The sequence below is a fragment of the Thalassobaculum fulvum genome, assembly GCF_014652915.1.
Taxonomy (GTDB): Bacteria; Pseudomonadota; Alphaproteobacteria; order Thalassobaculales; family Thalassobaculaceae; genus Thalassobaculum_A; species Thalassobaculum_A fulvum.
In genome coordinates, this window is record NZ_BMZS01000007.1 from 1 (window position 1) to 21441 (window position 21441).

16 protein-coding genes are annotated in these 21441 nt (G+C 71.0%); 9 read left to right on the forward strand and 7 right to left on the reverse strand.

Annotated features, from left to right (window positions below; translation table 11 throughout):
- Positions 1-98: 98 nt before the first annotated feature.
- Together IE246_RS15015 and IE246_RS15020 are read right to left on the reverse strand one after the other, a co-directional pair.
- Positions 99-1175: a hypothetical protein gene (locus IE246_RS15015; RefSeq protein ID WP_189991027.1), complete on the reverse strand. Its 1077-nt coding sequence runs from the start codon at positions 1173-1175 to the stop codon at positions 99-101.
- Positions 1165-1785 (reverse strand): carboxymuconolactone decarboxylase family protein, encoded by a 621-nt coding sequence (locus tag IE246_RS15020; protein WP_189991029.1) that lies wholly within the window; start codon positions 1783-1785, stop codon positions 1165-1167. The genes IE246_RS15015 and IE246_RS15020 overlap by 11 nt, the downstream gene beginning before the upstream one ends.
- A 317-nt stretch (positions 1786-2102) precedes the next feature.
- Here IE246_RS15020 and IE246_RS15025 point away from each other — a divergent pair, with 317 nt between their 5' ends.
- From IE246_RS15025 to IE246_RS15040, 4 genes are all read left to right on the forward strand, one after another.
- Positions 2103-2567, forward strand: coding sequence for a hypothetical protein (locus IE246_RS15025; protein WP_189991031.1), 465 nt, complete (start codon positions 2103-2105; stop codon positions 2565-2567).
- Between the two features lie 71 nt (positions 2568-2638).
- Complete coding sequence (locus tag IE246_RS15030; RefSeq protein WP_189991033.1) at positions 2639-3742, forward strand: Rieske 2Fe-2S domain-containing protein; 1104 nt, start codon at positions 2639-2641, stop codon at positions 3740-3742.
- Entirely contained in the window at positions 3742-5025 is a 1284-nt protein-coding gene (locus tag IE246_RS15035) for an adenylate/guanylate cyclase domain-containing protein (RefSeq protein ID WP_189991035.1), read from the forward strand. The genes IE246_RS15030 and IE246_RS15035 overlap by 1 nt, the downstream gene beginning before the upstream one ends.
- Positions 5022-6260, forward strand: coding sequence for an MFS transporter (locus IE246_RS15040; protein ID WP_189991038.1), 1239 nt, complete (start codon positions 5022-5024; stop codon positions 6258-6260). The genes IE246_RS15035 and IE246_RS15040 overlap by 4 nt, the downstream gene beginning before the upstream one ends.
- A gap of 4 nt (positions 6261-6264) precedes the next feature.
- Here IE246_RS15040 and IE246_RS15045 read toward each other — a convergent pair whose 3' ends face one another.
- The 4 genes from IE246_RS15045 to IE246_RS15060 all read right to left on the reverse strand — a co-directional run bounded on the left by IE246_RS15045 (position 6265) and on the right by IE246_RS15060 (position 8460).
- Positions 6265-6744 (reverse strand): GFA family protein, encoded by a 480-nt coding sequence (locus IE246_RS15045; protein ID WP_189991039.1) that lies wholly within the window; start codon positions 6742-6744, stop codon positions 6265-6267.
- Positions 6745-6865: 121 nt separating this feature from the next.
- Positions 6866-7177 carry a BrnA antitoxin family protein gene (locus IE246_RS15050; protein ID WP_189991041.1) on the reverse strand — a complete coding sequence of 104 codons (312 nt, stop codon included), beginning with the start codon at positions 7175-7177 and terminating at the stop codon, positions 6866-6868.
- Entirely contained in the window at positions 7170-7463 is a 294-nt protein-coding gene (locus tag IE246_RS15055; protein WP_189991043.1) for a BrnT family toxin, read from the reverse strand. The genes IE246_RS15050 and IE246_RS15055 overlap by 8 nt, the downstream gene beginning before the upstream one ends.
- 79 nt (positions 7464-7542) lie before the next feature.
- Positions 7543-8460: a LysR family transcriptional regulator gene (locus IE246_RS15060; RefSeq protein ID WP_189991045.1), complete on the reverse strand. Its 918-nt coding sequence runs from the start codon at positions 8458-8460 to the stop codon at positions 7543-7545.
- Positions 8461-8596: 136 nt separating this feature from the next.
- On the opposite strand from IE246_RS15060, the gene IE246_RS15065 reads away from it, so the two are divergent.
- Positions 8597-12193 carry an ABC transporter ATP-binding protein gene (locus IE246_RS15065; RefSeq protein ID WP_189991048.1) on the forward strand — a complete coding sequence of 1199 codons (3597 nt, stop codon included), beginning with the start codon at positions 8597-8599 and terminating at the stop codon, positions 12191-12193.
- A gap of 180 nt (positions 12194-12373) precedes the next feature.
- On the opposite strand, the gene IE246_RS27920 is transcribed toward IE246_RS15065, so the two are convergent.
- Positions 12374-15967 carry a glycosyltransferase gene (locus IE246_RS27920; RefSeq protein ID WP_229837205.1) on the reverse strand — a complete coding sequence of 1198 codons (3594 nt, stop codon included), beginning with the start codon at positions 15965-15967 and terminating at the stop codon, positions 12374-12376.
- A 230-nt stretch (positions 15968-16197) separates the two neighbouring features.
- On the opposite strand from IE246_RS27920, the gene IE246_RS15075 reads away from it, so the two are divergent.
- The 4 genes from IE246_RS15075 to pseC all read left to right on the forward strand — a co-directional run bounded on the left by IE246_RS15075 (position 16198) and on the right by pseC (position 21343).
- The gene (locus IE246_RS15075) at positions 16198-16491 is read left to right on the forward strand and encodes a hypothetical protein (protein WP_189991050.1); all 294 of its coding nucleotides are present in this window, start codon (positions 16198-16200) and stop codon (positions 16489-16491) included.
- 89 nt (positions 16492-16580) lie between these two features.
- Positions 16581-18743: a type I secretion system permease/ATPase gene (locus IE246_RS15080; RefSeq protein WP_189991052.1), complete on the forward strand. Its 2163-nt coding sequence runs from the start codon at positions 16581-16583 to the stop codon at positions 18741-18743.
- Between the two features lie 16 nt (positions 18744-18759).
- The gene (locus IE246_RS15085) at positions 18760-20115 is read left to right on the forward strand and encodes an HlyD family type I secretion periplasmic adaptor subunit (RefSeq protein WP_189991054.1); all 1356 of its coding nucleotides are present in this window, start codon (positions 18760-18762) and stop codon (positions 20113-20115) included.
- Between the two features lie 4 nt (positions 20116-20119).
- Complete coding sequence (gene pseC / locus IE246_RS15090; protein WP_189991056.1) at positions 20120-21343, forward strand: UDP-4-amino-4,6-dideoxy-N-acetyl-beta-L-altrosamine transaminase; 1224 nt, start codon at positions 20120-20122, stop codon at positions 21341-21343.
- Positions 21344-21441: the final 98 nt, after the last annotated feature.

Here is a 21441-nt window from a genome sequence, read left to right on the forward strand (position 1 = left end):
GGTGCAGTCGGCCAAGGACCTGGCCGACCGCGGCGAGATCGTCATCGGCGGCTCCGGCGGCGACGACCAGCTGGTGTACTGAACGCGCGCCGGCGCGCTCAGTCGATCCCGATCTGGCGGGACGGGGCCGCGAACAGCGCGGCGATGCCCGGATGGGCGGCCAGCAGCTCCGAAGCACCCGGTACCCGCTCGACCTCGAGCACGCCATCCTGCCAGAGCGCCGTGCCGTCGATCGACACGGTCGGGTCGATCACGTTCCAGCAGATCTCGCCCGGCGGGTAGGACCCGCAGGTGTGGAAGTGCAGGACCCGCGGGTTGCCGAAGGCGGCGCCGCTCCAGCGTTCGTAGGATTCCCGGGCCGGCCACGGGAACGCGCAGCCCGGGTGGATGCCGGCGTGCCACGAATGCACGCAGTCGCGGTCGATCCCGAAGCGCCCGGCGACGAAGTCGTAATGCGCCTCGGCCCGGCGGACCTCGGCGGCGGAACCGTCGAAGCCGGCCAGCCGGCCGTTCTCCAGGATCGCGAACAGCGGCTCCGCGAACTCGATCGTGAACGGGTCGTAGTACATCGACCCGGTTCCGGTCAGGAAGCCCGGCAGCGCGACCCGGCCGCTGAAGCTGTGCGCCGGCACCGGCGTGAACACCGGCATCGGGAACCGCCGGACCGTGGTGTCGCCGTCGACCGCCAGGTCGATGTCCGGCCGGCCGACCACGTCGGTCCCGCGGGCGCAGGTGATCCGCACGCTCCCGGATGCGGCGAGGCGGGCGTCGATCAGCTTCTTGAGCTTGACGAAGAACCCGTAGTCGGCGCGCCCGAACGGCGAGGCGAACATGCCGCCGGCGAGCGCGAAGCTGACCACGAAGGTCTTGCCGGGCGGCATGTCCGAGAACCGCAGCTGGTCGCCGAGCCGGGCCAGGAAGACGATCACGTCGGCGGCGCGGACCGCCTCCAGCAGATCGTCGGTCAGCCGTGGGGCCTCCGGCTCGAAGCCGACGTCGAGAGTCGTCACCTCGGTGCCGATCGTGCGCGCCGCGGCGACCAGGCATTCCAGGGCGTCCGCCTCGTAGTAGCCGAACGACGGCGGCTCGAACGCGATCAGGACCCGGTCGCCCGGCTTCGCCTGTGCGCAATCGACCAGAAGGTTCCGGGCGCCGGCGATCGCGTCAGCGGTCATGGTCCGTCCCCTCCGCGGTCGGCCGTCGCCGGTCGTCGCTCTTGTAGTAGCCGACGATGTCCCCGTCGGTGGTGACGCCGAGGCCATTCAGGAGCCGGTTGACGTAGTTGAAGTAGCCGACGATCTGGTTGGCCTCGAGGATCTCGCCGTCGTCGAGCCCGGCCGCCCGCAGCGCGTCGACGTCGGCCTTCGTCATTTCGCCGGGGCGCAGCGTCAGCTTCTCGGCGTAGCGCAGGAGCGCCAGCTCGCGTCCGTCGAGGGCGCGCTCCGGAGTCCGCGCGTCGAGGGCGGCGCGGATCTCGGCGGCCCGGCCGTCGTCGCCGATCAGGTGGGCGGCATTGGCCCAGTGATTCGCGAGCGAGTAGGGGCAGTCGTTCAGGATCGACACGTAGGAGCTGATCGTCTCCTGCAGCCAGGTCGGCAGCGTGTTGGCGTCGTCGTGCAGGGCCGCCCGGTACAGGATGACGTGGCCGCGCATGGTGTTCGGGCGCAGCGAGTGCACGCGCATCACGTTGTCGACGGTGCCGTGCGGCGTCCGTGCCAGCGCCAGAACCTCCCGCAGTTCCGGGCCGGCGTCCTCGTCTGCGATCATCTCGATCCAGGCCGACATTCTCGATCTCCGTCGTTGCCGGCGGCGATTGTCGGACCCGGTCGGTCGCGGTGTCCAACGCAATGCGATCGCGTTGGCGGGCGGCAATCTGTCCCATGTCGGATCCGACGGGGCCGCGGGGCGCTTTGGGGGCTGGATTCGAGATGGGAACGATACTAGCGTTCCGGCCCGACGGTAGGGGGGACCCCGGTCGGATGCCTGCTCCGAAGCAGTCGGATTTCGAGCTGAACTGGACGATCGCGCGGGAAGCATCGCTTGGCCCGGGGGACGAGAGCGCCCTTCTCGCGGAGGCGAATCGGCGCCTTTTCCGACGCTGGATGGCTGCCGGGCGCGGCGAATGGATGGTGCCTCGGGACGCCTTCGACGTGGTGGAGCTCGGCAGCGTGATCGGGTCGCTGTGCGTCTACGACCGCGACGAGGCGGCCGACGACTACCTGTGCCGGGTGTTCGGCGGGGCGGTGGTTGCCGACCTCGGGGTCGACATGACCGGCCAGTACATGTCGAGCTATCCGGCGCAGCTCGGGGATGCGGTGCGCCGAGGCTATGACACCGCGCGTACCAGCCGCTGGCCCTACGTTTCGACTCACCTGCTGATTCGCTCCGAGCGCGACGACTTCTACCGGCGCGAGGACGGCCGGGTGCTGCACGAGAAGCTGATCCTGCCGGTGACGCGCAGCGGCCGCGGCATCGACTGCTTCATCACCCATGTCGCCCGCCTGCCGGCCGACGCGTTGCGCGGCGTGTTCCCGATCGCCGACGCCGGACCCAGCGGCGTCGCCTGACGGCAAAGCCGCCGATCCTGCGACCACGACCGCAGTTGCCACCACCAGGGGCCGGTGGCAATGTCCGCGCCATGCCAGCGACCGAGACAACAGAAGCGCCGCGTCCCGACACGCCGAGCCGCGGTCCGTCGGCCCGCGACGACGGATTCCTGCGCGACATCTGGTATTTCGCCATGCCGTCGGGCGACCTCGCTCCCGGCAGGATGCTGGCCAAGACCCTGCTCGGCGAGCCGGTGCTGTTCGGCCGCGGCGACGACGGTTCGGTGTTCGCCATGCGCGACATCTGCCCGCACCGCGGCATCCCGCTGTCGGACGGCCGGTTCGAGGCCGGCGAGGTCGAGTGCTGCTACCACGGCTGGCGGTTCGCCCCGGACGGCCGCTGCACGGCGATCCCGTCGCTGACCGCCGACCAGGCGATGGAGGTCGAGAAGATCCGGGTCGCCACCTACCCGACGGTCGACCGCCACGGTGGCATCTGGGTCTACATGCGCGCCGATCTGCGCTCCACCGCCGAGCCGGTGGTGCCGCCGCCCGCGCTGCCGGCGGTCACCGACAGGGCGCCCGGCATGGTCCAGCGCATGACCTTCCCTTGCCATGTCGACCACGCGGTGATCGGCCTGATGGACCCGGCGCACGGCCCGTTCGTGCACACCAGCTGGTGGTGGCGGACCCGCAAGTCGATCCACGAGAAGGCCAAGCGGTTCGGGCCGAGCGACCTCGGCTTCGCGATGCTCCGCCACCAGCCGTCCAGGAACTCCGCCGCCTACAAGCTGCTCGGCGGCACCCCGACCACCGAGATCCGGTTCCGGCTGCCCGGCCTCAGGGTCGAGGACATCGAGATCGGCCGGCACCGGGTATGCGGCGTGACCGCGGTGACCCCGGTCGACGAGAAGACCACCGAGATCACCCACATGATCTTCTGGACGGTGCCGTGGCTCAGCCTGCTGAAGCCGATCCTGGCGCCGTTCGCCCGCCGGTTCCTGGGCCAGGACCGCGACGTGGTGGTGCGCCAGCAGCGCGGCCTCGCCCACAACCCGACGCTGATGCTGATCAACGACGCCGACGTCCAGGCCAAGTGGTACTTCCGCCTGAAGAAGGCCTATGCCGCGTGGCGCAGCGACGGCGTCCCGTTCGAGAATCCGGTCCGCGAGACCACGCTGCGCTGGCGGAGCTGATGGACGACACCCCGGCCCTGCTGCGCCAACGCGAGGTGCAGGGGCTGCGGTGGTTCCTGATGGCGCTGACCGTGGCGTCCCTGGGCTGGGCGGTCGGCGGCCTGGTGTTCATCACGGCCGACACCGGCAAGGCCTTCGTGTTCGGCAGCGGCCTGGTGACCGTCGGCATTCTTGCGCTGCTGCTCCGCGCGCTGAACCGGGGCAAGGCGTTGACCGTGGTCGGCTACCTCACGGTCGCCGTGGCCTTCGCGATGATAGCACCGTCGCCGGTGCTGGAGTGGCGGGCGGCGGGCGTCGACCTGGTGCCGGCCGCCTACGTGATCAAGACCGGCCTGCCCGCCGCCTTGGTGGTCTGTGCGTTGAGCGCGCTGACCCTGCACCCGCGGTACCCGCTCACGGTGACGGCACTGACGGTGGCCTATCAGCTCCTGCTGCTGGCGGTCGCGCTGGACGACCCGCGGACCGGCTTCGCCAGCGAGGCGACGTGGCAGGAGCACGTCATGGGTCCGGCCCTGCATCCCGGCAAGGTCGCCTACACGATCGGGCTGACCGGCGCCGCCGGGCTCGGCATCGCCCTGGTCGCCTGGGTGGCGCGGTTGACGGTGCGCCGTGCCGTGTCCCTGGAGAAGGCGAACGGCCAGCTCCGGCGCTACTTCTCGCCGGAGGTGGCCGAACGCATAGCCGGTGCCGATGCCGCGTTCCTGCGGCCGGGCGGGCGGATGCGCGAGGTGGTGGTGCTGGTCTCGGACCTCACGGCGTTCACACGGCTGGCCCACGCCATCGGTCCGGACGAGACGCTGAAGCTGCTGGCCGACTACCAGGGGCGGATGACGACCGCGATCTTCGCGGAGGGCGGGTCGGTCGACAAGTTCCTGGGCGACGGCATCCTGGCGACCTTCGGGGCCACCGGCGTCCGGGAGGAGGCTTCCGCGCGTGCCGTCCGGGCGGCGTTGGGCATGGCCGAGCAGCTCGCCGCCATGAACCGCGAGCGGACGGCGCGCGGCGAACCCGAACTGGCCCAGCGCATCGGCCTGCATGCCGGCCCGGCCCTGGTCGGCAACGTCGGGACCGCCGACCGGCTGGAGTTCACGGTCATCGGCGACGTGGTCAACCTGGCGTCGCGCATCGAGCAGGCCTGCAAGGTGACCGGCGACCGGGTCCTGGCCAGCCGGGCGGTCGTCGACGCCGCCGGCGCGGCCGCCGTCGCAGTGTCGCGCGGGACGGTGCCGCTCCCCGGCGTCGAGAACCCGCCCGAGCTGCTGGCGATCGGGGTCGCGGCATGAGGTTTTCCGGGCTCCGGGCACTGCTGGCGGACCGGCGGCTGCTGGCGTTCGGGTTCCTGATGGCGTTCGCGTCGAGTGCCGGGCAGACCTACTTCATCTCGCTGTTCTCGCAGGAGTTCCGCGACGCCTTCGGCCTCGGCCATGCCGGTTTCGGCGCGGTGTACTCGGTCGCGACCCTGACCAGCGGCCTGCTGCTGACCTGGGCCGGGGGGCTGATCGACCGGCTCGACCTCCGGCTGTTCGCGGCTGGCGTGCTCGCCGGGCTGGCGCTGGCGGCCGGCGGGGTGGCATGGGCAGCCGGGCCGGTCGCCCTGGGCGTGTCGATCTTCCTGCTGCGGTTCTTCGGGCAGGGGCTGGCCTCGCATACCGCGGTCACCGCCACGGCGCGCTATGCCGATCCGGCGGTCCGCGGCAAGGCGGTCAGCGTGGCGACACTCGGCTTTCCGGCGGGCGAGGCGTTGTGCCCGGTCCTGGTGGTGGCGGCGATCGCCACGTTCGGCTGGCGTCAGACCTATGGCGGCACCGCGCTGCTGGTGCTCATACTGATCCTGCCGGTCGCCCTGCTGCTGCTGGCGGGCCACGGCGACCGCCATGCGGCACTGCTGGGGCGGACGACAGGCGGCGACGGCAGCGACGGCATCCGGCAATGGACACGGGGCGAGGTGCTGCGCGACCGGGTGTTCCACCGGGTGCTGGTCGCGGCGATGGCGCCGTCCTTCATCGTCACCGGCGTGCTGTTCCACCAGGTGCACCTGAGCGAGGTCAAGGGCTGGAGCCTCGCGGTCTTCGCCGGCGGCTACATCGGCTACGCGGCGTTCCAGGTCGGCACCGCCCTGGTCGCCGGGCCGGTGATCGACCGGATCGGGGCGCGCCGGACCTGCCGGTTCTACCTGGCGCCCCTCGGCCTCGGGCTGGTGGTGCTCGCCGCCTTCGACCCGATCTGGTCGGGCTTCCTGTTCCTGATGGCGGCGGGGGCGACCGCCGGCTTCAGCTCGACCCTGCTCGGGACCCTGTGGGCCGAGCTCTACGGCGTGCGACACCTGGGGGCGATCCGGGCCATGGTGACCGCGTGCTCGGTGGTCGCCAGCGCGCTGTCGCCGGTGCTGCTGGGCGTGCTGCTGGATCTGGGCGTGAGCATCGAGGCGATCGCGCTCGGCTGCGCCGCCTATGTCGCGCTCGGCGTGGTCGTCCTGGCCCGGCAGTTCGCGCCGGCCGCCTACGGCATGGCGGGTTGAGCGGTCAGCCGCCGCGCAGGGTCCTGAGGCGCTCCTGGCTCTCGGCCGGCCAGTACCTGCTGCGCTGGTAGTACTCCTCCATCGCCGGCACGCCGTCCGGCAGCACCACCCAGGGCTGCTTGGTGGAGGTGAAGATGTGGATGTCCGGCGGCAGCCGTCCGGGCTCGTCGAGGGTGCCGACCCGCACGAAGTTCACGGCCTCGCCGGCCCCCGAATAGTTGCTCCACACCGCGACCCGGCAGCTCGGGCAGCGCCAGATCTTCTGGCCCTTGCCGCTGGCCGACGGGGTGTCGACGCACTCCGGGGCGCCGCTCGTCAGCTCGACCCGGTCGGCCTCGATCATGGCGTTGAGCGCGAACGCCGAGCCGGTCTCGCGCTGGCACCAGCTGCAGTGGCAGCAATGCACGAACAGCGGCCGGCTGGTCATCCGGTAACGGACCTGCCGGCAGGTGCAGCCGCCCTCGGCGTTGAACTCGGTGGTCATGGCCGTCTCCGCGTCAGTGCCTCAGGGGGGGGGACATCATTGGCATGGTCGCCGGGACGGGACAACTGACGCCATCGAGGGTTGCTGCCACCGTTCCGGCAGTATGGGCGCGCGACGGTTCCTACCGATCCAGGCCGACCGCCTTGCGGAGGGCGAGGTTGATCCGGGCCTGCCAGCCCGGCCCGTCGCGCTTGAAGCGTTCGACCACGTCCGGGTCCAGGCGGATCGTGACCGAAACCTTGGTCGGCTTCCTCTGCGGGCCGCGGCGGCGCACCAGGTCGGGGTGTACCTCGGCGAACGGGCGCATGCGGGCGAGTTGCTCGTCGGTCAGCGGTAGCGCATCGGGGTCGCTCTCCGCCGCCGCCGTGATCGCCGCGTCTTCCTCGGGCGAGAGCTCGAGGGGCCTCCGCCACTTCGGTTTGCTGTCAGACATCGGACTGCTCGTTTTGATCAACCCAGGCATTGTATCGGGCACGCTCGCGTCGGCTCGCCGGTCGGAGGCTGATGATCCGAAGCACATGGCCGCGGCGGGTGAACGCCAGCTGGTGCAGTCTGTCGTCGATCATGCGGAGCGCCTGCTCGCGGATCTCGCCGTAGTCGCGCCGGTCGTCGAACAGGATGAGCGCAGTCTCCAAATCGAACCGGGTCACTGCCTCGAACGCCACGCCGTGCTTCGCGCGGTTGTATCGGGCCTTCGCGTCGCTCCAATCGAACAACATGCGTTAATCGTAAGTACGATTTGATACATCGACGGTTCTCTGATGTCTATGGAAGAGCGTGGGGCGCTTTGGTCGCCGGCTATGCCGACATCGCCAGGGTCGGTGCCGCGGCGGTGCCCTCGATCTCGGCGCGGTGCGCCTTGAACAGCTGCACCAGGGCGTCCATCACGATCCGCACCCGCGGCACGTTGCGCAGGTCGCTGTGGACCAGCATCCACTGGTCGGTGGCGGCCTCGTCGATCACCGGGGTGATCCGCACCAGCGCCGGGTCGGCATCGCCGATGAAGCAGGGCAGCACGCCGACGCCGTTGCCGCCGCGGATGGCGTTGACCAGCATCACCCCGTTGTTGGTGCGCACCGCCGGCCGGCCGTTGCCGAGCAGCGCCGCCTGCCAGCGCTGACCCGGCATGTACTGGTGCTCGTCGTCGAAGCCGACCCAGGGCAGCTCGACCAGGGCCGAGCGCGAGCCGTCGGTCCGGGCGGCCAGCTCTGCGGTGCCGTACAGCGCGAACGCGAAGGTCGCGAGCTTGCGGCCGACCACGCTGGCGAGGTCGGGCACGTGGTGGCGGATCAGCAGGTCGGCCTCGCGCCGCGACAGGTTGGCGGAGATGTGGGCGACCGCGATCTCGAACTCGATGCATTTGTGGTTGGTGGTCAGCTCGCTCAGGTGACGGCCCAGGAATTCCGCCATGGTCTCGTCGACCGAGATCCGCACGGTGCCGAGATGCGAGCCGGACAGGCCGGCGCTGCGCCGGTCGATCGACAGCGAGGCTCGTTCCATCTCCTTGACGTCGTGCAGCAGCTCGAGCGCCTGCTCGGTCGGCTGGAAGCGGTCGGGCAGCCGGTCGAACAGCCGGGTGCCGAGTTCCTCCTCCAGCGCCTTGATGCGACGGGATATCGTCGGGTGGCTGACCCGCAGGCGCCGGGCCGCGGCCGTCAGGTTGCCCTCCTCGGCCAGCGCCAGGAACACGCGCAGATTGTCCCAGTCTCCAATCATGCGGCCATCATAGCTTCGCCGGCGGCCCGCCCGCCTGTACATTTCTCTACGAGCGGTCGTCGATTTTGTCTACGGACGAACGAAACTGTTCGACATAGAAGTCCTGCGACTCATTCGCAAAGTCGGAGCGGCACTCATGCATTTCGAACCCCGTCTCTGGGCCTTCACCGAGGGCGTCCGCATGCGGATCGCCTGGGCGGTGCTGATCGGCCTGATCGCGGTCGGGCTCGGCGTGGCCCGGCTGGCGCTGCTGGGCTGGCTGATCGCCCGGGTATTCGCCGGCGACGGGCTGGCCGACGTGGCGCCGGCGGCCGCCGGCATCGCCGTGGTGATGGTGCTGCGCGGTGTCTTCGAGCAGTGGCGCACGATGGTCGCGCACGAGACTGCGGCGATCGTCCAGAAACGGCTGCGCCGCAACCTGTTCGAGCGGCTGACCGCGCTCGGCCCGGCCTATGTCGGCGCCGAGCGCTCCGGCGACCTGACCCTGGTGCTGATCGACGGGGTCGAGCAGCTCGAGACCTATTTCGGCCAGTACCTGCCGCAGCTGCTGGTGGCGGCACTGACGCCGGTGCTGATCTTCGCCTTCGTCGCCTGGCTCGACCTGCCGGTGGCGGCGGTGATGTGCGGGTTCGCCCTGGTCGCGCTGTTCGCGCCGGCGGCCTGGCACAAGAAGGACACCGCCAACTCGATCGCCCGGCAGAAGGCCTACGCGGCGTTCGCCGCCGAACTGCTGGACTCGATCCAGGGCCTCGCCACCCTCAAGGCGTTCGGCCGGTCGGCCGAACGGGCCACGGTGCTGGCGGAGAAGGCCCGCCACCTGTTCCAGACCACCATGTGGGTGCTCGGGACCAACACGCTGGCGCGCGGCATCACCGACGCGTCGATCGCGCTTGGTGCTGCGTCGGCCCTGGCGCTCGGCGCCTTCCGGGTGCAGGGCGGTGCCATGGAGCTGTCGGCGCTGCTGGTCATCCTGATGCTCGGCGTCGAGATCTTCCGCCCGATGCGCGACCTGCGCTCGGTGCTGCACCAGGGCATGGTCGGGCTGTCCGCCGCCCAGGGCCTGTACAAGCTGTTCGACGCCCGGCCGCCGGTCGCCGACGCCCCGGCCCGTGCGGTGCCCGAGCTGGAGCCGAGCATCGCCTTCGAGGGCGTGCGCTTCGCCTATCCGGGCTCGCGCCGGGTTACCCACGAGGATCTGAGCTTCGCCGTCCGTCCGGGCGAACGGGTCGGCGTGGTCGGGCCGTCCGGCGTCGGCAAGTCGTCGATCGTGCGGCTCCTGCTGCGGTTCTACGACCCCGACTCCGGCACCGTGCGGATCGGCGGCGAGGACCTGCGCACCCTGCCGTTCGAGGCGATCCGCTCCCGGGTCGCGGTGGTCCAGCAGGACGCCTTCCTGTTCCACGGTACGATCGGCGAGAACATCCGGCTCGGCCGGCCCGACGCCACCGAGGCGCAGATGATCGAGGCCGCCAGGGCCGCCAACATCCACGCCTTCGTCGCCGGCCTGCCGCAGGGCTACGACACCCCGGTCGGCGAGAAGGGCATCAAGCTGTCGGGCGGCCAGCGCCAGCGGGTGGCGATCGCCCGGGCGATCCTGCGCGACGCGCCGATCCTGGTGCTGGACGAGGCGCTGTCGGCGGTCGACGCCGAGAACGAGGCGGTCATCCAGTCGGCGCTCGACCGGCTGATGCAGGGCCGCACCACGCTGATCCTGGCGCACCGGCTGTCCAGCGTCGTCGACTGCGACCGCATCCTGGTGCTGGACGAGGGCCGGGTCGTCGAGGAGGGGCCGCACCGCGAGCTGCTGGCCAAGGGTGGGGTCTACGCCTCGCTGATGGCCGAGCAGGTGCGCGACGCCGAGCGCTCGGACGGCGACGTGGTGCTGGACGAGGCGCCGGCGGCCGAGGATACCGAGGCGGCGACAGCGGCGCGCCGCTACGACGTGCTGGGCGGGCCGACCGAGGGCATCGTCGCGGCCGAGGGCCTGGGCTGGGGCCGGCTGGTCGCGCTGCTGATGGGGATGATCGGGCCCTGGAAGGGCAAGATGACCGCGACCTTCGTGTTCGGCGTGGCGCGGGTCGTGGCCTTCATCGGCGTCGGGGTGATCAGCGCGCTGATCGTGCTGGCGCTCAAGGAGGGCCGGCCGTTCGAGCCGCTGCTGCCGTGGCTGTTCGTCACCGCGCCGCTGGCCGGCATCCTGCACTGGGCGGAATCCTGGCTGGCCCACGACGTTGCGTTCCGGCTGCTGGCGGAGATGCGGATCGCGATCTTCGACAAGCTCGACAAGCTGGCGCCGGCCTACCTGGTGCGGCGGCGGACCGGCGACCTGATGGGCATCGCCACCCAGGACGTGGAACTGGTCGAGTACTTCTTCGCCCACACCGTCGCGCCGGCCTTCGTGGCGGTGCTGGTGCCTGCGGCGGTGCTGGCGACGCTCGCCTGGGCCGATTTCTGGCTGGCGGCGGCACTGGCGCCGTTCCTGCTGGCGGTCGGGCTGTGCCCGTGGCTGATGCGCGGCCGGGTCGACACCCTCGGCTCGAAGGCCCGCGAGGCGTCCGGCGAGCTGGCGGCCCATGCGGTCGACTCGGTGCAGGGACTCGGCGAGATCGTCGCCAACCGCCAGGAGACGGTGCGCGGCGACGACCTGGACCGGCTGACCGACGCCCATGTCGGCCACCGCATGCCGTTCTTCCGCGAGCTGACCGCCCAGCACAGCCTGCTGGAGGTGCTGACCGGTCTTGGCGGCCTGGCGATCGTGGTGACCGGGGCGGCGCGGGCGGCTGAAGGGGCGATCGATCCTGGCCTGCTGCCGTTGCTGACCCTGCTCGGCATCGCCGCCTTCCTGCCGGTCTCGGAGATCGCGCAGATCGGCCGGCAGCTCGCCGACACCCTGGGCGCCACCCGCCGCATCCACGCGGTCGAGGTCGAGACCCCGGTGGTGCAGGACGGTCCCGGCGTCGACACCCCGCGGCCGGAGCGCGGGGCGGCGCTGTCGGTCGAGAACGTTCGGTTCCGCTACCCCGGCACCGACCGGCCGGCGCTCGACGGTGTCAGCTTCGAGGTTGCGGCCGGCGAGACCGTGGCGCTGGTCGGCCCGTCGGGGGCCGGCAAGACCACCACCGCACAGATGCTGATGCGGTTCTGGGACCCGGAATCCGGCCGCGTCCTGCTGGACGGCCACGACCTGCGGGAGCACCGCATCGACCAGGTGCTCGACCGGGTCGCCCTGGTCGCCCAGGACACCTATCTGTTCAACGACACGCTGGAGGCCAACATCCGGATGGCCAAGCCGGACGCCACCGCGGCCGAGCTGCGGGCGGCGGTCGAGCACGCGGCCCTCGGCGACCTGGTCGACGCCCTGCCGGACGGCCTGGCGACCCGGGTCGGCGAGCGCGGGGCCAGCCTGTCGGGCGGCCAGCGCCAGCGGGTGGCGATCGCCCGGGCGTTCCTGAAGGACGCGCCGATCCTGATCCTGGACGAGGCGACCTCGCACCTCGACGCGGTCAACGAGCGGCTGGTGCGCGGCGCCCTCGACCGCCTGCAGGAGGGCCGCACCACGGTGGTCATCGCGCACCGGCTGTCGACCGTGCGCAACGCCGACCGGATCGTGGTGATGGAGCAGGGCCGGGTCGCCGAGATCGGCCGCCACGACGAGCTGCTGGCCCGGGGCGGGCTGTACGCCCGGCTGGTCAGCCGGCAATCCGGCGCGGGAAGGGCGGCGGCTGCGGAGTAGTCCGGGCGACGGAGCGGCGGGTGGGTTCCGGATCCATCCCGCCGCTGGCGGTCCGGTCCGGAATGACGAAAGGAATTGAAATCGGCCGTCCCTCTTCCTTCGTCATTCCGGACGGGCGCGCTACGACGCGACCGATCAGGAACCTACGAAGCGACGGGGGTGCACTGAAGCAGCCCCCGCTCAACCCTCGTAGTACGCCTCCCACGGCCGGGTCGCGCGCGGCGGGTCGGCTAGGTGCGGGCGCTCGTAGTCGAGGGTCAGGTTCGGGTTGTAGAACGGGTCGGCCTCCAGCCGGGTGTTCCAGCGTTCCTGCATGGTGCGGACCTCGGCGGCGAACCGCTCCATCTTCTCGGGCGCGGTGTCGACGCCGCGGCTGACCGACTCGTGGTGGTACAGCTCGGCGTACGGCGTCCACACGATCCGGTAGCCGGCCTTGCGGATCTTCAGGCACAGGTCGACGTCGTTGAACGCCACCGCCAGGTGGTGCTCGTCCAGGCCCTCGACCTCGTCCCAGACCTTCTTCGGGGTCAGCAGGCAGGCGGCGGTGACCGCCGAGAAGTTGTTCACGATGGCGGCGCGGCCGAAATAGCCGCGCTTCTCGCGCGGCAGCCGCTTGTCGAAATGCCCGGCGACGCCGCCCAGGCCGACGATCACCCCGCCGTGCTGCAGGGTGTCGTTCGGGTAGTACAGCTTGGCGCCGACCGCCCCGACCCCCGGCTGCAGCACCTGGCGGACCATCTCGGTCAGCCAGTCGCGGTTGATCGGCTCGATGTCGTTGTTCAGCAGGCCGAGGATCTCGCCATTGGCCTTGCGGGCCGCCCGGTTGTTCAGGCGCGAGTAGTTGAACGGCCCGTCGTCGCGCAGCACGGTGATGCGCTGGTCCTCGGCCAGGGTCTCGAAATACGCCAGCGACTCGGCCTCGTCGCTGCCGTTGTCGACCAGGATCATCTCCCAGTTTTCGTAGTCGTTGTTCTCGCGGATGCCGTCGACGCAGAGCTTCAGGATGTCGGCGCGGTTGCGGGTCGGCACGATCAGGCTGACCAGCGGCTTCTGCTTCGGCAGGGCGTACACCACGCGGTGGCTGTAGGTGTCGGCGCCGGCCACCACCTCGGCGTCGATCTTCGAGCGCTCCAGGTGCTCGCGGATCGCCCGGCGGGCGGCGTCCAGCGCGTAGTCCTTGGCCTCCTCGGTGTCGGCGACCGATCCGCTGACCGCCCGCCAGTGGTACAGGATGAACGGGATGTGGCGGATGTTCTCGGGCCGGATCCTCTCGATGATCCGCAGCGCCAGGTCGTAGTCCTGGCTGCCCTCGAAGCCGAGGCGGAACCGGCCGACCTCCTCGACCAGGCTGCGGCGGTGGGCGGTCACGTGGTTGAGGTAGTTCTGCGCCAGGAACATGTCCGGCGACCAGTCCGGCTTGCAGTACGGCTGGTCGGTCTCGCCGGCCTCGTCGATCTTGTCCTCGTCGCTGTAGATGACGTCGGCGTTCGGGTGGAAGTTCAGCTCGTTCGCGATCATGTAGAGCGCGTGGCGGGTCAGTTCGTCGTCGTGGTCGAGCAGCACGACGAACTCGCCGGTGGCGAGGTCGAGCGCCGAGTTCGAGGCGGCCGAGATGTGGCCGTTCTTCTCCCGGAACACCACCTTGATGCGGTCGTCCTCGGCGGCGTGCCGGCGGATCGTCGCGCGCGTGTCCTCGCGGGTCGAGGCGTCGTCGGCGATGCACAGCTCCCAGTTCGGGTAGAGCTGGTCGCGCACCGACCGGATCGCCTTGTCGAGCACTTCCGGGTCGGTGTTGTAGGTCGGCATGATCACCGACAGCAGCGGCTTGCTGCCCATCGCCTCGATGTGCCGGCCGATCGCCTCGAGGTCGCCGTCGGCCAGTGCGGCGTAGGTGTCCCACCAGTTCCGGTAGGTGCGCAGCGGCTCGGTCGCCTGGTGGCGCAGGCCTTCCTTGACCTCGCGGAGGCCGCCGCGCTTCAGCGCCGCGGTCAGCCCGTCCCAGGTGCGGCGGCGGACGTCGCGGTCCTTCAGCGCCGGCGCGATCCGCTCCCACATGAGCTGGACGGCCAGCACGATGCCGTTGAGCTCGCGGATCTCGATCGGGCCGACCCGGAACTCGCCCATGAAGGTCACCGGGTCGAGCCGCAGCGCGGTCACCCGGTCCGGCAGGCGGACGATCGCGCGGCCGCGGCCGTTGCGGGTCGGCGGCAGGCGGATGCGGCCGGACTCGTCGGTGCCTTCGCCCTGGTCGACGAACAGGAACGGCGAGGCGATCCGCTTGGCCTCGATCTGGTACTTGATCTCGATCCAGCCGGTCGGCAGCCGGCCGCGCTGAGTCCCCAGCACGATGTGCGGGTGCGGGTTGGTCGCGTAGTAGTGGCCCTGGCTGATGTGTCGGATGTTGATGAAGGTCAGCGGCGTCATCTCGAAGGTGCGCAGCCGCATGGTCCCGAGGATGCCCTGGCCGACCCGTGCCAGCAGGCGCATCGGCCGGGTCAGCTGCCACGACCAGGTCGAGCTGATGTAGCGGAAATTGTGGTGCAGCCGGGCGACCTCGCCCTGCGCCATGCTGATTTCCGATTCCTTCTCGACCAGGGTCCGCCGCAGTTCCTGGATGGTCTGGGCCTGCGACGACGAGATCTCGTGCAGCGAGGCGTGCACGTTCTCGAGCGCGGCGTCGCGCTGGGCGATGCGGGCGTCGCGCTCGGCGATGCGGTTCTCGCGCTCGGCGACCCGGGTTTCCTGCTCGGCCGCCCAGATCTGGCGCTCGTGCAGGCGGTGGTGCAGGTCGTCGATCTCCTCGGCGAGCCGCTTCTCGCGCGGTATCGAGTCGGCGACCACGTCGTCGTAGTACCAGCCGGCGAGGTCGAGCTCGGCGGCGACCGCGTCCAGCGCCGCCTCGGCTTCCGGGTCGGGACCGGCGGCCAGCCGGGCCAGCGCGCCGTGCACTGCCCCGACCCAGCGGGCCAGCCGCTCGTCCTCGCCCAGCACCTCCTCGTGGAACGCGAAGTGGCGGAGCTGCGGCTTCAGGAAGCCGTCGATCGCCTCCTGAGCGGTGGCGTCGTCGAGCTTCAGCGGCAGGCCGAGCTGGTCGGCCAGCCGGCGCATGGTCGCCCGCCAGTCCGACATCAGCCCCGTGTAGTCGACGAACGCCCGGGGCTGGCCGCGGGTCGCCCGCTCGGCTTCCAGGGCATGGCGCAGCCACAGCAGATAGGCTCGACCGGAGGACATGCCGTCGCGCTGGTGCAGCGACCGCACGATCTCCATCGGATGCCGGAGCATGACGACCCAGGCCGGGGTCGCGCCGAGGTCGTCGGACAGCGTGCGCCACAGCGGCACGAACCGGCACATCCGCGGGTCCTTGATCCCCCACAGCGGCTGGCCCTCGAAGTCGCCGCGCAGCCGCGTCGCCGCCGCCTCCCGGAACCTGCCCGCGGCCTCGCTGTCGGCCCAGCCCGCCGGCAGCGCCCGCGGGTCGTCCCAGCTCGAGCCGAGCCCGTCCAGCAGGTCGCCGTGCAGGTCGACGATTCCCTGATGCTCCCAGAAGCCGGTCTCGTTGTTGCCGGCGGCCGGCGGCAGCAGGTCGTCGCCGAGCTCCACGCCGAGAACGTTGAGCACCCGGGTGAGCGCGGAAGTGCCGCTGCGGTGCATGCCGAGGACGAGGACGGCGGTGGGATGGCCGATGCTGGCGCCGGGCTGCGCGCCGCAGGGGGCGCTGGTGGGGGCGCTGGTCGGGGCGGTCTCGCCGGTGTCGGGCGGGTTCTTGGTCGCCATGTTCCCCAATTCCAAAGGGTGACGGGGTCGGATAGCGGTTTGCCCGAGTCCGGTCAACGCGCTCGCCGTGCCGGACCTCCCTTTGATGACAGGCGGTTTACAAGGCGAGGCGTTTCATAAGACACTCGCGCCGGCCGGTACTGGCCAAGTTTCGGGTTTCACCGGCGGCGGTGTTTGGTATAAGCCGACGTCGCTGAACGAGCGATTGAGACGCGTGACGGGCGAGGGTCATGGGCACCTATCTGGACGATCTTTGGAACGATCTCGAGAAGACTTGGGATCTCGCCATGGAGATCAACGATCTTCCCGAGGCCGAGCGCGCCAACGTCGGGGCCGCCTGGGAGAAGTTCAAGGCGTCCGACCTCGTGGACAACGGCCGGACCGAGCAGGAGGCCGGCGGAACCCTGCCGCCGCAGAAGGTGTTCTGCACGAACATCTACGGCATCCAGTTCAACCCGGAGACCAAGTACTGGATTCCGTTCCGCCACGGCGAGATCGACCTCGCGAAGTTCACCGAGGACTGACCGCCGGTCCGGTCGCCGTCGGCCGGAGGGTGTGATACGGTGACGCCCGCGCGACCACGCGCGTTTGGCCCGGTCCAGCGAAGGCGAGAATGCACTCGCGCAGCCCCGTCACCGTCCATCGACTTCTGAAAGCCTGCTATACGGCATTCGCCGCCTGCGGCGTGTTCAGCTTCTTCGTCAACCTGCTGATGTTGACGATGCCGCTGTTCATGTACCAGGTGTTCGACCGGGTGCTGGCGAGTCGCAGCTCCACGACCCTGTTCCTGCTTCTCCTGATGGCGGCCGTCGCGCTCGGGGTGCAGGCGGCGCTCGACAGCGTCCGCGGCTTCGCCTTCGTGCGGGTGTCGCGCTGGATCGACCGCCGGATCGGCCCGCTGCTGCTGTCGGCGATCGTGGTCGACGCCCTGGACCGCTCGAAGGTCGGCTCGACCCAGGTCCTGCGCCAGCTGGCGGTGCTGCGCAGCTTCCTGACCGGCCCCGGCATGCTCACCATGCTCGACATGCCGTGGGTGCCGGTGTTCCTGGTGATCATCTTCTACATCAACGCCCCGATGGGGCTGGCGGCGATCGGCGGGGCGATCGTCATGCTGGTGCTCGGCATCCTGAACGACCGGGTGACCCGGCCGGCCCTGGCCGAGGCGCAGAACCATTCCGTCACGGCCTACCAGTCGGCCGATTCGGCGGTCCGCAACGCCGCCGTGATCGAGAGCATGGGCATGCGGCAGGCGGTACTGAAGCGCTATCACGCCGCCAACGAGCAGGTCCTCGAGCTGCAGGGCCGGGCCAGCGACCGGGCGGCGGTGTTCCTGGCGATCTCCAAGTCGGCGCGAATGCTGGTCCAGATGATCATCATGACGGTGGCGGCGGTGCAGATCATCGACCCGCACACCCCGATGACCTCCGGGCTGATGATCGCCTCGACGCTGATCCTCGGGCGCGCCCTGCAGCCGATCGAGGGCGGCGTCAGCCAGGCCCGGCCGATGATCGAGGCCTATCAGGCGTACCGGGCGATCGAGGCGGTGCTGGAGGCGGCGCAGAGCCGGCTGGAGAAGATGGAACTGCCGCCCCCCGAGGGGCACCTGTCGGTCGAGAACCTGTACTTCCAGCCGCAGGGCCTCACCAAGCCGGTGCTGCAGCGGATCAGCTTCGATCTGCCGGCCGGCGAGGCGCTCGGCGTCATCGGCCCGTCGGCGGCCGGCAAGTCGACGCTGGCGCGGCTGCTGGTCGGGGTCGCCAAGCCGACCATCGGCAACGTGCGGCTGGACGGCGCCGACGTGTTCACCTGGGACGGCGAGGAACTCGGCCGCTACATCGGCTTCATGCCGCAGGACACCGAGCTGTTCCCCGGCACGGTCGCCGAGAACATCGCCAGGCTCGAGGCCGAGCCGGATCCGCAGAAGGTGGTCAAGGCGGCGCGCCTCGCCGGCCTGCACGAGATGATCCTGCGGCTGCCGAACGGCTACGACACCGAGATCGGCTGGGCCGGGCAGATCCTGTCGGGCGGCCAGCGCCAGCGCGTGGCCCTGGCGCGGGCGCTGTACGGCGATCCGCGCGTGGTGGTCCTGGACGAGCCGAACGCCAACCTGGACAGCCAGGGCGACGACGCCCTGCTGAACGCCGTGCGGGCGCTCAAGGCCGCCGGCGTCACCCTGGTGCTGATCACCCACCGGCCGCAGACCCTGTCGCTGATGGACAAGGTGCTGGTGCTGCAGAACGGCATGATGCAGCGCTTCGGCAGCCGCGAGGAGATCATGCCGGCCCTGCCGGCGGCGGCGCCGGCCCGCCCGGGAGTGGCCGGTCCGGCACCCCGCCTGCCGGCCGGCCAGCAGCCGCAGCAGCCGCAGGCCTCGACGGCTCCCCGTGTGGCTTCTGTGCCGCGCCCGGATGTGCGCCCGGATACGCGCCCGGACGCGCGTCCGGGCTCGGGCTCCGAATCCGGCCCCGAGCCGCGTCCCCAGCCGCGGCCGGAACTGGCGGGTGCCGGCGCCGACATGGTGGTCGATCACGAGCCTGGCCCGGACGGGGCCGCGGGGGCTCGCATGCAGGAGTTTCCGCCGGAGGACGACGGCAAGGCCGCGTCGCCCGCGGCGACCGAGCCCGGTCCCGAGCGTCCCCAGGCCGAGGCGCCCCGCCCGATCGGCGGCGGCGGCGTGGTGGTCCGCCCGCCCGGTCCGATTCGCGCGCAGTCCACCTCGCTGAAGGTCCACAACGTCCAGGCGATCTCGGCCGGGCCGGAACGCCGGAACGGCTGAGGGGGCGCGGTCGGCCATGGCTCTGGTGCGCGACGACAGAACCCGGGATCTGTCCCCCTGGCACGACCCGCTGGGGGCAGACGAGGGGCACAACCCGGTCGGCTGGAAGCGGGTGCTGTGGATCGGCTACGGCATTGTGTTCATGTTCTTCGGGGTGTTCGGCCTGTGGGCGGCTCTCGCGCCGTTGGAGTCCGGGGCGGTCGCCCAGGGCCAGGTTCAGGTCTCCGGCAACCAGCGCATCGTCCAGCACCTGGAGGGCGGGTTGATCCAGGAGATCCTGGTGCGCGAGGGCGACCGGGTGAAGGCCGGCCAGCCGCTGATCGTGCTCGATCCGACCCGGGCCCGGACCCAATACGACCGGGTCCACCAGCAGTACGTGGCGGCGCTCGGCCGCGAGGCGCGCCTGCTGGCGGAGCGCGCGAACGCCCAGACCGTCCAGTTTCCGGGCGAACTGACGAGCGACCCCAACGGGATCCACGCGGCCGAGATCGTCGAGGGCGAGCGGCGGCTGTTCGAGGGACGCCGGGCCGCGGTAGAGAACCAACTGCACCTGCTGGACCGGCGGATCGCCAAGGCGAGGGAGGAGATCGCCGCCCTGAAGGCGCAACAGCGCTCCGACCGCCGGCAGCTGGCGATCATCGACGAGGAGATCTTCGGCGTCCGCGAGCTGTACGAGAAGGGGTTGGAGCGCAAGCCGCGGCTGCTGGCCCTGCAGCGTACCCAGGCCGAGCTGGAGGGCTCGATCGACAACCGCGAGGCGCTGATGGCCCGGGCTTCGCAGACGATCGCCGAGACCGAGTTCCAGAAGGCCGGGCTGGTCGAGAACACCACCGCCGAGATCGAGACCGACCTGCGCACCGTCCAGAACGAGATCCAGGACCTGCGCCAGCAGCTGACCGCGGCCAGGGACGCGCTGAACCGGACCACCGTCACGGCCCCGGAATCCGGCCAGATCTACGGGCTGCGGTTCCACACCCGCGGCGGCGTGATCGCGCCCGGCGACCCGATCCTCAACCTGGTTCCGGAGGGCGAGGAACTGATCGTGCGGGCCCAGCTCGACCCGAACGACATCGACAGCGTGCACGAGGGCGCGCTGGCGACGGTCCGCCTGACCTCGTTCAACCAACGTACCTTCAAGCCGATCGAGGGCCACGTCACCCAGATCTCGCCGGACGTGGTGCGGCCGGAGCAGGGACCGCCGTTCTACGAGGCGCGCATCCGGCTGGACCCGGCGATGCTCAAACGCTTCGAGATCGACCTGGTGCCCGGCATGCCGGCGCTGGCGATCATCTCGACCGGGGAGCAGACCATGCTCGACTACCTGATCGCGCCGATCGCGCGCTCGCTCGAGACCGCGCTCCGGGAGAAGTAGGCCGGTGAGCGTCCCTCCGCCCTCCCTGCCGCCCTTCCTGCCCTACGGCCGGCAGGTCATCGACGACGACGACGTGGCCGCCGTGGTCGAGGTGCTGAAGGGCGACTTCCTGACCACCGGACCGACCGTCGACGCCTTCGAGGCGGCGTTCGCGGCCGCCGTCGACGCGCCGCATGCGGTCGCCTGCTCCAGCGGCACCGCCGGCCTGCACCTGGCGATGCTGGCGCTCGGAATCGGGCCGGGCGACGCGGTGGTGGTCCCGACCGTCACCTTCCTGGCGAGCGCCAACTGCGCCGCCTATGTCGGGGCCGACGTGGCGTTCGCCGACGTCGATCCGGACACCGGGCTGATGACCGTGGCGCAAGCCGAGGCCGCCGCCGCGCGTGCCGGCCGCGAGCGGGTGAAGGCGCTCGTCGCGGTGCACCTGAACGGCCATTGCGTCGACGTGGCGGCGCTGGCCGACGCGTTCCCGGGCGTGCCGATCGTCGAGGACGCCTGCCACGCGCTCGGCGGCAGCATGCGGGCCCGCGACCAGGGCCGGCACAAGGTCGGCGCGGTGCCGGACAGCGCCATCGCCATGTTCTCCACTCACCCGGTCAAGACCATCGCCACCGGCGAGGGCGGGGTGCTGACGACCCGCGACGCGGGTCTCGACGAGCGCATGCGGCGGTTCCGCAACCACGGCATGGTGCGCGACCCTTCGCGCTTCACCGACACCGCGCGGGCGTTCGATTCCACCGGAGCGGCGAACCCCTGGTACTACGAGATGCCGGAGCCGGGCTTCAACTACCGGCTCTCCGACATCCACGCCGCCCTCGGCCTGCGCCAGCTCACCAAGCTCGACCGCTTCGTGGCGGCGCGCCGGTCGCTCAGGGTGCGCTATGTCGAGCGGTTGGCCGGGCTCGGCCCGCATGTCCGGCCGCTGCCGGTCGCCGAGGGCTGCGAGCCGGCCTGGCACCTGTCGGTGGCGCTGATCGACTTCGCCGCCCTCGGCATCGAGCGGGCGGCGGTGATGAACCGGCTGCGCGAGCGCGGCATCGGCACCCAGGTGCACTACGTCCCCGTGCACGGCCAGCCCTGGTTCCGCGACCATCACCCGACCCCCGGGCTGCCGGGGGCCGAGGCCTACTACGCGCGCTGCCTGTCGCTGCCGCTGTTCCCGGGCATGGCCGAGGCCGACGTCGACCGGGTGGTCGACGCGCTCGGCGAGGTGCTCGGGATCGGGTAACGGGCGACCGTCGCGCCGTGGGTTCCGGCTCGACCGCGCCGGGGCGGCGCGTCCGTCCGGAATGACGTCGGAAATCGGAGAAGCCGTCGTCGCCCCCT